Origin of the sequence: Microbispora bryophytorum, assembly GCF_006874465.1 — a bacterium.
Classification (GTDB): Bacteria; Actinomycetota; Actinomycetes; order Streptosporangiales; family Streptosporangiaceae; genus Microbispora; species Microbispora bryophytorum.
Genome location: NZ_VIRL01000007.1, coordinates 282,965 through 294,963, shown reverse-complemented (window position 1 = coordinate 294,963; position 11,999 = coordinate 282,965). Strand labels below are relative to the sequence as shown.

Genomic DNA, 11,999 nt, shown 5'->3' with positions numbered 1-11,999 from the left:
ATCTTCAACTCGCTGCTGCAGATCCTGGAGGACGGTCGGCTGACCGACGCCCAGGGCCGGGTGGTGGACTTCAAGAACACCGTCATCATCATGACGACCAACCTCGGCACCCGGGACATCTCCAAGGCGGTGGGGCTGGGCTTCGCGAAGTCCAACGACGAGGAGAGCACCTACGAGCGGATGAAGATCAAGGTGCAGGAGGAGCTCAAGCAGCACTTCCGGCCGGAGTTCCTCAACCGCGTCGACGACATCGTGGTCTTCCACCAGCTCACGCTCAAGGAGATCATCCGGATCGTCGACCTGATGCTCGCCCAGGTGGCCGAGCGGCTCAAGGACCGCGACATGAGCCTGGAGGTGACCCCGGCGGCCAAGCAGGTGCTGGCCGACCGTGGATACGACCCGGTGATGGGCGCCCGTCCGCTGCGGCGCACGATCCAGCGCGAGCTGGAGGACACGCTGTCGGAGAAGATCCTCTACGGCGAGCTGCGGCCGGGCCAGGTCGTCAAGATCGACATCGAGGGCGAAGGCGACGCCGCGACGTTCGTCTTCGCCGGCGAGACCGCGCCCGCCGCCGTCGCGCCGACCACCGCCGCGTCGAACGGCTGATCCCGGCGTATGGCCGGCCAGCAGGCGTTCTGGATCGACGGCCGATCCGACCGCGAGCGCGTCCGCTACAGCGGCGTCAGCCACTACTCCGAGCGCGTGTGGGAGAACATCGGCGAGTTCGAGGAGGTGTGGGGTGACATCGCCCCGGTCGCGTTCGCGTGCGCGGCCTGGCGCATCGCCACCCCACCCCTGACCTCGCCGGGTTTCGTGCGCTGGCACCGGCGGATCCTGTCCGCCTCCTGCGAGCGCAACACATGGGACGGGTCGCTGACGGCGCGGGTCACGATCGTCTCTCCGCTGCCGGCCGCGCTGACGGTGTCGCGTGGCTGGTGGCGCGACCGCGGCTGGCGGGACTGGCCGGAGATCTTCGGCCAGTTCGTCGAGCCCGCCGAGCAGGACCTCGCGAAGGTCCCCTATCTGCGTCCGACCCTGCTCGTGGACGCCCCGGTGCCGCTGGACGACCTGCCCGCCGCGCCGGACGGGCCCGCGCACGACCTGGCCGAGACGGCGCACCGCGCGCTCGCGGTCCTCGTACGCGAGCTGAACGACCTGCTCGCCCCGGTCGTCACCCACCTTGAACAAAACCCCCGCTAACCCCACCCCACCCCACCCCACCCCACCCCACCCGCGTGATCTTGTAATTTGTCGCACAGGTGCCCTCCCACCTGCCCACCCTTACTTCGTGATCTTGCGTAGCTCGGCCAGCCGCCCGCCTGACCAGCAGGTAGGCGATTCGTGATCATGCAATTGCATGATCACGAACGGTGAAATCGCAGGTGGGAGGTCTTGTCCGCGATTTTTGCAAGATCGTCCAGGGTGTTACTGCAGGTTGCGGCATTGCGTGCGACAAACTACAAGATCACGCCAGCTTTTTTGGGCTCTTGACACTGGCCTTGTACGGCCCCAACCTGTTGCGCATAGTGCTATGTGTTTCGTGTTGCACAACTCTTGCACGCACACTGATCGAGGGAAAGAGAGACCATGGCGCACGAAGTCCGCGGGGTCGTCGCGAGGGGCAAGGGACAGCCGGTCAGCCTGGAGACCGTCGTCGTCCCCGACCCGGGCCCGGGTGAGGCACTCGTGGCCGTGCAGGCCTGCGGGGTGTGCCACACCGACCTGCACTACCGCGAGGGCGGCATCAACGACGACTTCCCCTTCCTCCTCGGGCACGAGGCGGCCGGCGTGGTCGAGGCCGTCGGCGAGGGGGTGACCGACGTCGCCCCCGGCGACTTCGTCATCCTCAACTGGCGCGCGGTCTGCGGCTCCTGCCGCGCCTGCCTGCGCGGACGCCCGCAGTACTGCTTCGCCACCCACAACGCCACCCAGAAGATGACGCTGGCCGACGGCACCCCGCTGTCCCCGGCGCTCGGGATCGGCGCGTTCGCCGACAAGACGCTCGTCGCGGCCGGCCAGTGCACCAAGGTCGACCCGAGCGCGTCGCCGGTCGCGGCCGGCCTGCTCGGCTGCGGGATCATGGCGGGCCTCGGCGCGGCCATCAACACCGGCGGGGTGACCCGCGGCGACTCGGTCGCCGTCATCGGCTGCGGCGGCGTGGGCGACGCGGCCGTCGCGGGCGCGCACCTGGCCGGCGCGACCACGATCATCGCGGTGGACGTGGACGACACCAAGCTCGAGTGGGCTCGCCGCTTCGGCGCCACGCACACGGTCAACTCGCGCGAGACCGACCCGGTGGAGGCCGTGCGCGAGCTGACCGGCGGGTTCGGCGCGGACGTCGTGATCGAGGCGGTCGGGCGTCCCGAGACCTACAAGCAGGCCTTCTACGCCCGCGACCTGGCCGGGACCGTCGTGCTCGTCGGCGTGCCGACCCCGGAGATGCGGCTCGAACTGCCGCTGCTCGACGTCTTCGGCCGCGGCGGCGCGCTCAAGTCCTCCTGGTACGGCGACTGCCTGCCCAGCCGCGACTTCCCCATGCTCGTGTCTCTCTACCGGCAGGGCAGGCTCGACCTGGACGCGTTCGTCACCGAGACGATCGCGCTTGAGGACGTCGAGGCGGCCTTCGAGAAGATGCACCGCGGCGAGGTGCTGCGCTCCGTCGTGGTGCTCTGACCCGGCTCTCGGCCCCGGCCGGCCCCGGGCCATACCAGATCCTGCGACGCGCTACGCATGTCCACCGCGCATGACCACCCGCGCTTGACCACCCTGCACGACCACCAGGAGCCCAAGTGAGCACCACGAGCCTGCCCCCGAGCCTGATGGCCACGCTACCGGGCGAGCACTACACCGATCCCCAGGTTTTCGCGCTGGAGCAGAAGCGCATCTTCGAGTCGATGTGGTTCTGCGCGGTCCGGGCCGCCGACCTGCCCAAGCCCGGGGCGTTCAGGACCGTCCAGGTCGGCACGGAGAGCATCCTGATCAGCCGGGCGCGGGACAACTCGATCCGCGCGTTCTACAACGTCTGCCGCCACCGCGGCGCCCGCATCTGCACGGAGGAGTCCGGCGAGGTCAAGCGGGCCTTCCAGTGCCCGTACCACGCCTGGACCTACGACCTGGAGGGCAAGCTCATCGCCGCCCCCAACCTCACCAAGATGCCGGACCTCGACCGGGTCGAATACGGCCTCGTCAACGTGGCGGTGCGGGAGTGGCTGGGCTACGTGTGGGTCTGCCTGGCCGACGAGCCGCCGTCGTTCGAGGACACCGTGCTCGCCGAGGTGCGCACGCGCCTCGGCGACGTGGCCTCCCTCGACAACTACGACGTCGCCAACCTGGCGCTCGGCCGCCGGATCGTGTACGACGTGAAGGCGAACTGGAAGCTCATCGTCGAGAACTTCATGGAGTGCTACCACTGCGCGACCATCCACCCCGAGCTGACCGAGGTGCTGCCGGAGTTCGCCGACGGCTACGCGGCGCAGTACTACGTGGGCCACGGCGCGCAGTTCGGCGACGACGTCCAGGGATTCACCGTCGACGGCTCCGAGGGGCTCGACCGCATCCCGACCATCAGCGATGATCAGGACAGGCGCTACTACGCCATCACGATCAAGCCGCAGGTGTTCGTCAACATGGTGCCCGACCACGTGATCGTCCACCGGATGTTCCCGCTCGCGGTGGACCGCACGGTGGTGGAGTGCGACTGGCTCTACCTGCCGGAGGTCGTGGCCGAGGGCAAGGACATCAGCCGGTCGGTGGAGCTGTTCCACCGGGTGAACGAGCAGGACTTCGAGGCCTGCGAGCGCACCCAGCCCTCGATGAGCTCCCGCACGTACGCCAAGGGCGGGGTGCTGGTGCCCAGCGAGCACCACATCGGCCTGTTCCATGATTGGGTGCGTGGCAAGATCGGCGAGTGAGTTCGGAGGAGATGCGGCATGACACGTGAGGCGCCTCGGGAGGACGTCGGAGACGAACGTCTGGAGATCGGCCCGCCCAGAACCTGGGCGGGCGGGGTTCCGGCGGTCGGCCACGCCCTCGGCACGGCCTATCGGCAGATGGGCGCGGGACGGACGGTGCTGACCCTGCTGCGGGTCAACCAGAAGTCCGGCTTCGACTGCCCGGGATGCGCCTGGCCCGAGGGCGACGGGCACCGCAGTCCCACCGAGTTCTGCGAGAACGGCGCGAAGGCGGTGGCCGAGGAGGCGACGGTCCGCCGGGTCACCCGCGACTTCTTCGCCGAGCACCCGGTGGACGAGCTGGCCCGGCGCAGCGACTACTGGCTGGGCCAGCAGGGCCGGCTCACCGAGCCGATGTACAAACCGGCGGGCTCGGACCACTACGAGCCGATCTCCTGGGAGGACGCCTTCGGTGTCGTCGCGCGCGAACTGCGCGCGCTCGACCACCCCGGCCAGGCCGTCTTCTACACCTCCGGCCGCACCTCCAACGAGGCCGCCTTCGCCTACCAGCTTCTCGTCCGCCGTTTCGGCACCAACAACCTGCCCGACTGCTCCAACATGTGTCACGAGTCGAGCGGCTCGGCGCTGACCGAGACGCTCGGCATCGGCAAGGGGACGGTCCTGCTGGAGGACCTGCATCAGGCCGACCTCATCTTCGTGGTCGGTCAGAACCCCGGCACCAACCACCCGCGCATGCTCACCGCATTGGAACGCGCGAAGCGGGGCGGCGCCCGGATCGTGGCGGTCAACCCGCTGCCGGAGGCGGGGCTGATGCGCTTCCGCAACCCGCAGCGGCCGTCCGGAGTGGTGGGCGGCGGCACGGTGCTGTCCGACCGGTTCCTGCAGATCCGTCTCGGCGGCGACCTGGCGCTGTTCCAGGCGCTGTCGCTGCTCCTGCTGGAGGCCGAGGACGCCGCGCCCGGCACGGTGGTGGACCGCGCGTTCGTCGAGGCGCACACGCACGGGTTCGACGCCTGGGACAGGCACGTACGCGGGCTCGACGGCGCCGGTCCGAACTGGGCCGAGGTGCTTGAGGCGACCGGGCTGACCCGCGCCGAGATCGAGGAGACGGCCCGCGACGTGCTGGCCGCCCGCTCGGTCGTGGTCTGCTGGGCGATGGGTCTCACCCAGCACCGCAAGTCGGTCCCGACGATCAGGGAGATCGTCAACTTCCTGCTGCTGCGGGGCAACGTGGGACGGCCCGGCGCGGGCGTGTGTCCCGTACGCGGGCACTCCAACGTGCAGGGCGACCGGACGATGGGCATCTACGAGAAGCCCAGGCCGGAGTTCCTCGACGCGCTGGAGAAGGAGTTCGGCTTCCCGCCGCCGCGTGCGCACGGCCACGACACCGTGGAGGCCATCCGGGCCATGCGCGACGGGGACGCCGAGGTGTTCTTCGCCATGGGCGGCAACTTCGTCTCCGCGACGCCGGACACCGCCGCGACGGAGGCGGCCCTGCGCCGCTGCCGGCTCACCGTGCAGGTGTCGACCAAGCTGAACCGGTCGCACGCCGTGTGCGGCGAGCAGGCGCTCATCCTGCCCACGCTCGGCCGCACCGAGCGGGACGTCCAGAGCGGCAGCGAGCAGTTCGTCACGGTCGAGGACTCGATGGGCGCGGTGCACGCCTCGCGGGGGCGGCTGCGTCCGGCGTCGGACGCGCTGCTGTCCGAGGTGGCCATCGTGTGCCGGCTGGCCCGTGAGCTGCTCGGCGACGACCCGCACGTGCCGTGGGCCGAATTCGAGGCCGATTACGACGCGATCAGGGAGCGCATCGAACGGGTGGTGCCCGGGTTCGACGACTTCAACGCGCGAGTGCGCAGGCCGGACGGCTTCCTGCTGCCGAACGCGCCGCGCGACGAGCGCCGGTTTCCCACGGCCACGGGGAAGGCGAACTTCACGGTCAATCCGCTGGAGGTGCTGCGCGTGCCCCCGGGCCGCCTCCTGCTGCAGACCGTGCGCAGCCACGACCAGTACAACACCACGATCTACGGCCTGGACGACCGCTACCGCGGCGTCAAGAACGGGCGCCGGGTGGTGTTCGTCCACCCCGACGACCTGGCCGAGCGCGGTCTCGCCGACGGCGACATGCTCGACATCATCAGCGAGTGGCCGGACGGCGAGCGTGTCGCCGAGGGGTTCCGGGCCGTCGCCTATTCGACGGCGCGGGGCTGCTGCGCGGCCTACTTCCCGGAGACCAACGTGCTGGTGCCCCTGGACTCGGTGGCGGAGACGTCGAACACGCCCACGTCCAAGAGCGTCGTCGTACGGCTGCGCCGCGCGGCCGAGGCGACGGCTACCCGCCCAGGCGGCGACTGATCTCCTCGGCTCCCTCGACGAGAACGGGGGCCAGCTCACGCATGCGGCTCTCGCTGAACCGGTAGGCGGGCCCTGACGCGCTGACCGCCGCCACGACCTCCCCGCCGAAGGAGCGGACGGGGGCGGCGAGCGCGTTCAGGCCGACCTCCAATTCCTCGCGAGTCAGTGCGTAGCCGCGCTCGCGCACCTGCGCCAGCTCGCGCTCCAGGTCCTCTATCGAGGTCACCGTGTCCGGCGTGTAGCGCTGGAGGCCGGCGGCGCGCAGCAGGTCGTCGCGGCGCTGCCGGTCCACGTACGCCAGCAGGACCTTGCCGCTCGACGTCGCGTGCAGGGGGGTGAGCTGACCCACCCAGTTGTGGGCGGTGACGGCGGCGTGGCCGCGCACCTGGTCGAGGTTGACCGCGTAGTGCGAACGCAGGACGGCGATGTTCACCGTCTCGCCGATCTCCTCCGCCAGACGCTGGCAGACGGGCCTGCTCTGCCGGGTGACGTCAATCCGCATGGAGACGCCGCCGGCGAGGCGGACGAGCCCGAAGCCGAGGCGATACTTGCCGCGGTCCTCGGTCTGCTCCACGAGCCCGCGGGACTCCAGGGCGCCCAGCAGGCGGAACGCGGTCGACTTGTGGACCTCGATCTCGGCCGCGATCTCGGTGACCCCGGCCTCCCCGCGGCCGGCGAGGATCTCCATGATGCTGATCGCCCGGTCCACGGACTGCACGCCGCCGCCGCTGGCCTCGGTCCTGGCGGCGGAAGCGTCGTTGCCCATAGCGGGACTGTAGCGCGTGACGCAACGCTGAGCTGGGGCGTCGCGCGATTCCCGGGAAAATCCCCCTCCGGCCGTGGCTCGTGCCGGAGGCGGGCCGTCTCGGCTACCTGTGGGACGTTCATCCACAGGCCGGCCGCCGCGACGGCCTACGCCCGAGGCAGGGGCAGGTATCAGTTCTTGGGTGCCAGGCAGAGCACGTAGCCCGCCTTGCCCTCTTCGCCTTCCCAGAAGGTCTGGTCCGCCTTCGCGTAGGCCGAGCAGATCTGCCCGTCGTTGTCCGCGTCCCACTCCTGCTGCGTCTTGCCGTCTATGCGACCTTCGACAGTGAGCGCGGCGGCCGGGTCGGCGCACGAGACGACCTTGAGCTCGTCGGCCGTGGCGCCGGCCATGCAGTCGCCGGCCTTGGCGATCTCGGGAGCTCCGGTCACCTGCTTGTATACGAAGCCGCCACCGGCGAGAACGGCGGCGCCGACGGCATAGGCGACGATGCGCTTGCCGACGGCCATGCCCACGCCAGTGGCCTTCTGGCCGTATGTCGAGGGCTGTTGAGGGGTTTCCGTCATTATCTATTCCTGTAAAGGGACGACATGTGAGGTATGAAGTTACAGCGATCATGCGCCCCTTTACATGTGAATTGTCATTTTGAGATTCGGCGACTCGCCGATTCCACGCCCCTGAATCCACCGATCGGTGGAGTCGCTCCACCGCGTGGGTGAGTCGCCGATTCCACCGCCCGCTCGGGAGATCGGGCGATCCGTATGGGGTGCCTCCGTTGCGACGCTGACTCTCGTCGGCGAACGAGAGGACGGAGGCACACTGACATGCGCAATGTGGTCTGGCTGATCAGCGGGTACGCCGCGGTCAGCCTGCTGACGCTGGTGGCGATGATCGTGTTCCGGCGCGACGCGGCGATGGTCACCACCGAGGTCTGGGTCCGCGGTGCGATCGTCGCCGCCGGCTCGCTACTCACGCTGTTGTTCGCGGTCCGGGCGGCCCGCGGCGACCGCCGGATGCTGCTGCGGCTCCGCGTAGTCACCGCGGTCATGCTGGTCGCGATCGTAGTGATCATCGCGCTGCCCGGAATCTTCCCGCTCTGGTTCAAGCTCGAGCAGGGCGTCTGCGGCCTGCTCCTGCTGGCCGTGGTCGTGCAGATCAACCGGCGCTCAGCGGTCCGGCCGTCAGTGCGGTGAGCGAGCTCGCTCTGCTCACGTTGCTACCGTGGGCGGTCGGGGCGGCGGTCGGATTGTTCCGCTGGGAGTGGGTACGCGATGCAGAGTTGGCAGATGGCCGGGCCCGCGGGCTGGGACCAGCGGTTCCGGCCCATGGTCACCGTGGTCCCCTACGTGCTGCTGGCCGTCATGGCCGCCCTGACCATCGCCTTCAAGCACGACCAGCCCGGCTCCCTCGCCATCGACCTCGCGCTCTGTGCGGCGGCCGCGGTGTGGAGCCTGGCACTCTTCACGCTGCACCCGGCGTGGCGCGACCGGGTCGGCGTGATGGGCGTCTTCCTGGCAGGCCTGATCCTGTTCGGGCTGGTCATGGTCCTGCGCAATCCGTGGTTCGGCTTGTACACGCCGGCGCTGTACTTCTACGCGTACCGGATCATCGGCTGGCCGCGTGAGCTGTACTTCATCGCCGGCGTCGCGGTGGTGGCCGGCACGGCACAGTCGGCCGGCCTGGACACCGGCTCCTGGGTCGGCCGCCTCGAGTACCTGGGGATCCTGGTCGTCAACATCGCGCCGATGTGCCTGCTGGCCTGGATGGGCGAGATCGGCGGGCGGTACTACGCCTCCCGGGAGGCGGCGCTGCGCGAGTCACGGGAGGCCAACTCGCGGCTGGCCGCGGCGCTGGCCGAAAACGCGGCGTTGCAGGAGCGGCTGGTGGAGCAGGCCCGCGCGGCCGGCGTCCTGGACGAGCGGGCCCGGATGGCCCGCGAGATCCACGACACGCTGGCCCAGAGCCTGACCGGCATCGTCACCCAGTTGCAGGCCGCCGAGCACGCGGCGGACGACCCGGCCGCGTGGCGCCGGCACCACGCGGCGGCGACCGCGCTGGCTCGGGAGGGCCTGACCGAGGCGCGGCGCTCGGTGAACGAGTTGCGCCCGGAGCCGCTGGAGACCGGCCGCCTGGCCGACGCGGTCACCGAGGTGGCGGCCGAGTGGTCGGCCCGTCACGGCATCCCGGCCCAGGTCACGGTCACCGGCGTCACCCGCACGATGCCCACGGAGGCCGAGGTCGCCCTGTTACGGGTCGCCCAGGAGGGCTTGGCCAACGTCGCCAAGCACGCCGGCGCCGTCACCCGCGTCGGCCTCACCCTTTCCTACATGGACCAGCAGGTGGCCCTCGACGTCCGCGACGACGGCCGCGGCTTCGACCCGACCGCCAGGGTCGAGCGCGACGGGGGCTTCGGGCTGGTGGCGATGCGGCAGCGGATCGAGGCGGTGTCGGGCACGTTGCAGATCGAATCGGAGGTGGGGGGTGGGACCGGGATCTCGGCCTGCCTGCCGGCCGAGGCGCGGGAGGTGTGCTCGTGAGTGACCCGATCAAGCTGCTCATCGCCGACGACCACCCGGTGGTGCGGGACGGGCTGAGCAGCATGTTCACCCGTGACCCCGAGTTCACCGTGGTCGGCGAGGCGGCGGACGGGGCCGAGGCGGTCCGGCTGGCCGAGGCGCTCGGGCCGGACGTGATCCTGATGGACCTGCGGATGGCCGGCATGGACGGCGTCACCGCGATCGCCGAGCTGAGCCGGCGCGGCGTGCCGGCCCGGGTGCTGGTGCTGACCACCTACGACACGGACAGCCACGTCCTGCCCGCGATCGAGGCCGGCGCCACCGGCTACCTGCTCAAGGACGCACCGCGAGACGAACTGCTGCGCGCCGTACGCGCGGCCGCCCGCGGCGAGGTCGCGCTGTCTCCGTCGGTCGCCGCCCGCCTGATGAGCCGGCTGCGCGCCCCGGCGCCGTCGACCGGCTCGTTGAGCCGGCGCGAGCTGGAGGTGCTGCGCCTGGTCGCGGCCGGGCACACCAACCGGGAGGCGGCCGCCCGGCTGTTCATCACCGAGGCCACGGTCAAGACGCACCTGCTCAACATCTACGCGAAGCTCGACGTCAACGACCGTGCGGCCGCGGTGGCGGAGGGGTACAACCGCGGCCTGCTCGGTGCTCCCAAGCGTCCGTGAACGTACTCGGCAAAGGGTCAGCGGAAGACGACGGTGCGGTCGCCGTTGAGGAGCACGCGGTTCTCGCTGTGCCAGCGTACGGCCCTGGCCAGCACCTGCGCCTCCACGTCGCGGCCCGCGGTGACGAGTTCGCCCGGGTCGAGCGAGTGGTCCACCCGCGCCACGTCCTGCTCGATGATCGGTCCCTCGTCGAGGTCGGCGGTGACGTAGTGCGCGGTCGCGCCGATCAGCTTGACGCCGCGCTCGTGCGCCTGGTGGTACGGCTTGGCGCCCTTGAACCCCGGCAGGAACGAGTGGTGGATGTTGATCGCCCGGCCTTCGAGGCGCTTGCACATGTCGTCGCTGAGGATCTGCATGTAGCGGGCGAGCACCACCAGATCGGTGCCGAGCTCCTCGGCCAGATCGAGGACGCGCTGCTCGGCCTCGGGCTTGGTGCCGGGGGTGACGGGCACGTGGTGGAACGGCACGCCGTAGAACTCGGCCAGCGGTTCGAGGTCCCGGTGATTGGAGACGATCGCGGGAATCTCGACGTTCAGCGCGCCGACCCGCTGGCGGTAGAGCAGGTCGTTCACGCAGTGGCCGAACTTCGACACGAGGACGAGGGCTCTCGTCGGCGTCACGGCGTCCTTGAGCTGCCAGGTCATGTGGAAGGAGTCGCCGACGTAGGAGAAGCCGCGGCGCAGTTCCTCGATGTCGCCGCGGCCCTCGGGCACCGCGAAGTGGACCCGCATGAAGAAGTGGCCGTTCGTCCGGTCGTTGAACTCCTGGCTCTGCAGGATGTCGCCCGCGTGCTGGACGAGGAAGCCGCTCACCGCGTAGACGATCCCCGGCCGGTCGACGCAGGAGAACGTGAGGACGAACTCGCGACCCGGGCGAGCGGACATGAAGCCTCCTGAGTGCGCTATACGCAACATGGTGTCGTATACGCAACAGAGTGACCTGCCGGATGGGACAGGTCAAGAGCTTGATGCGCGATCCGCGTAGAGTTGTGCCATGGGCAACGGGTCAGGTGACGGGGCGGCCGTACAGTCCGTCGACCGCGCGCTCACCATCCTGAAGTTGCTCGCCCGCGACGGCGAGCTCGGCGTCAGCGAGCTCGCGGCCGGCCTCGGTGTGCACAGGTCCACCGCGTTCCGTCTGGTGGCGACGCTGGAGCGCCACGATCTGGTCGAGCAGGACGGCGACCGCGGCGGATATCGGCTCGGCGTGGGCGTGGTGAGGCTCGCCGGGGCGACCAGCGCCCGGCTCGACCTGGTGCGCGAGAGCCGCACCGTCACGCCGGCGCTCGCCCGCGCGGTGGGGGAGACCGTCAACGTGGCCGTCCTCGCCGGCCGGGAGGCCCTGTACGTCGACGAGGTCGCCGGGCCGTCGGCGCTCCAGCTGCACCACTGGGTGGGTCAGCGGATCCCTCTGCACGCGACGTCCAACGGCAAGGTGCTGCTCGCGCACGCGCCCGCGGCGCTGCGCGAGGAGGTGCTGGCGGCCACGCTGCCCGTGCTCGCCGGGAGGACCGTCACCGATCCCGGCCGGGTGCGCGCGGAACTCGCCGAGGTGCGCCGTCGTGGGTACGCGACGGCGGTGGACGAACTTGAGGACGGCCTGAGCGCCGTCGCGGCGCCCGTCCTCGGCGCGGACGGCTCCGTCATCGCCTCGATCAGCGCGTCCGGCCCGACCTTCCGGATGCCCGAGACGGCGATCGCCGCGGTCGCCGAGCAGGTCATGACGGCGGCCCGAGAGGTGTCTGCCCGGATGGGATGGTTCGGGTAAGGCGGTTTCGGTAGGCGCC

12 protein-coding genes are annotated in these 11,999 nt (G+C 70.3%); 9 read left to right on the top strand and 3 right to left on the bottom strand.

The features are described 5' to 3' along the window. From FLX07_RS16525 to FLX07_RS16505, 5 genes are all read left to right on the top strand, one after another. The coding region (locus FLX07_RS16525; RefSeq protein WP_142571654.1) for an AAA family ATPase at nt 1-606 on the top strand (606 nt) is incomplete at its 5' end. A gap of 9 nt (nt 607-615) precedes the next feature. Continuing rightward, nucleotides 616-1,200: a hypothetical protein gene (locus FLX07_RS16520; RefSeq protein ID WP_142571653.1), complete on the top strand. Its 585-nt coding sequence runs from the start codon at nt 616-618 to the stop codon at nt 1,198-1,200. A 387-nt stretch (nt 1,201-1,587) separates the two neighbouring features. Further along, a complete protein-coding gene (locus tag FLX07_RS16515) occupies nt 1,588-2,673 on the top strand; it encodes an S-(hydroxymethyl)mycothiol dehydrogenase (RefSeq protein ID WP_142571652.1) in 1,086 nt (361 codons plus the stop codon). A 146-nt stretch (nt 2,674-2,819) separates the two neighbouring features. After that, a complete protein-coding gene (locus FLX07_RS16510) occupies nt 2,820-3,911 on the top strand; it encodes an aromatic ring-hydroxylating oxygenase subunit alpha (RefSeq protein ID WP_208762243.1) in 1,092 nt (363 codons plus the stop codon). Between the two features lie 18 nt (nt 3,912-3,929). After that, a complete protein-coding gene (locus FLX07_RS16505; RefSeq protein WP_142571650.1) occupies nt 3,930-6,266 on the top strand; it encodes an FdhF/YdeP family oxidoreductase in 2,337 nt (778 codons plus the stop codon). Here the strand turns inward: FLX07_RS16505 and FLX07_RS16500 are convergent. Together FLX07_RS16500 and FLX07_RS16495 are read right to left on the bottom strand one after the other, a co-directional pair. After that, nucleotides 6,244-7,032: an IclR family transcriptional regulator gene (locus FLX07_RS16500; protein ID WP_208762236.1), complete on the bottom strand. Its 789-nt coding sequence runs from the start codon at nt 7,030-7,032 to the stop codon at nt 6,244-6,246. The genes FLX07_RS16505 and FLX07_RS16500 overlap by 23 nt on opposite strands. A gap of 170 nt (nt 7,033-7,202) precedes the next feature. Continuing rightward, nucleotides 7,203-7,595, bottom strand: coding sequence for an LppU/SCO3897 family protein (locus FLX07_RS16495; RefSeq protein ID WP_142571649.1), 393 nt, complete (start codon nt 7,593-7,595; stop codon nt 7,203-7,205). Between the two features lie 258 nt (nt 7,596-7,853). Here FLX07_RS16495 and FLX07_RS16490 point away from each other — a divergent pair, with 258 nt between their 5' ends. The 3 genes from FLX07_RS16490 to FLX07_RS16480 all read left to right on the top strand — a co-directional run bounded on the left by FLX07_RS16490 (nt 7,854) and on the right by FLX07_RS16480 (nt 10,213). Then, complete coding sequence (locus tag FLX07_RS16490) at nt 7,854-8,222, top strand: membrane-associated sensor domain-containing protein (RefSeq protein ID WP_142571648.1); 369 nt, start codon at nt 7,854-7,856, stop codon at nt 8,220-8,222. 93 nt (nt 8,223-8,315) lie between these two features. After that, nucleotides 8,316-9,566, top strand: a complete 1,251-nt coding sequence (locus FLX07_RS16485) for a sensor histidine kinase (protein WP_142571647.1) — start codon at nt 8,316-8,318, stop codon at nt 9,564-9,566. Continuing rightward, nucleotides 9,563-10,213 (top strand): response regulator, encoded by a 651-nt coding sequence (locus tag FLX07_RS16480; protein WP_142571646.1) that lies wholly within the window; start codon nt 9,563-9,565, stop codon nt 10,211-10,213. The genes FLX07_RS16485 and FLX07_RS16480 overlap by 4 nt, the downstream gene beginning before the upstream one ends. 17 nt (nt 10,214-10,230) lie before the next feature. Here FLX07_RS16480 and purU read toward each other — a convergent pair whose 3' ends face one another. Beyond that, on the bottom strand, nt 10,231-11,097 hold the full coding sequence (gene purU, locus FLX07_RS16475) for a formyltetrahydrofolate deformylase (RefSeq protein ID WP_142571645.1): 867 nt from the start codon (nt 11,095-11,097) through the stop codon (nt 10,231-10,233). Between the two features lie 109 nt (nt 11,098-11,206). On the opposite strand from purU, the gene FLX07_RS16470 reads away from it, so the two are divergent. Then, nucleotides 11,207-11,980 (top strand): IclR family transcriptional regulator, encoded by a 774-nt coding sequence (locus FLX07_RS16470; protein WP_142571644.1) that lies wholly within the window; start codon nt 11,207-11,209, stop codon nt 11,978-11,980. Nucleotides 11,981-11,999 lie beyond the last annotated feature (19 nt).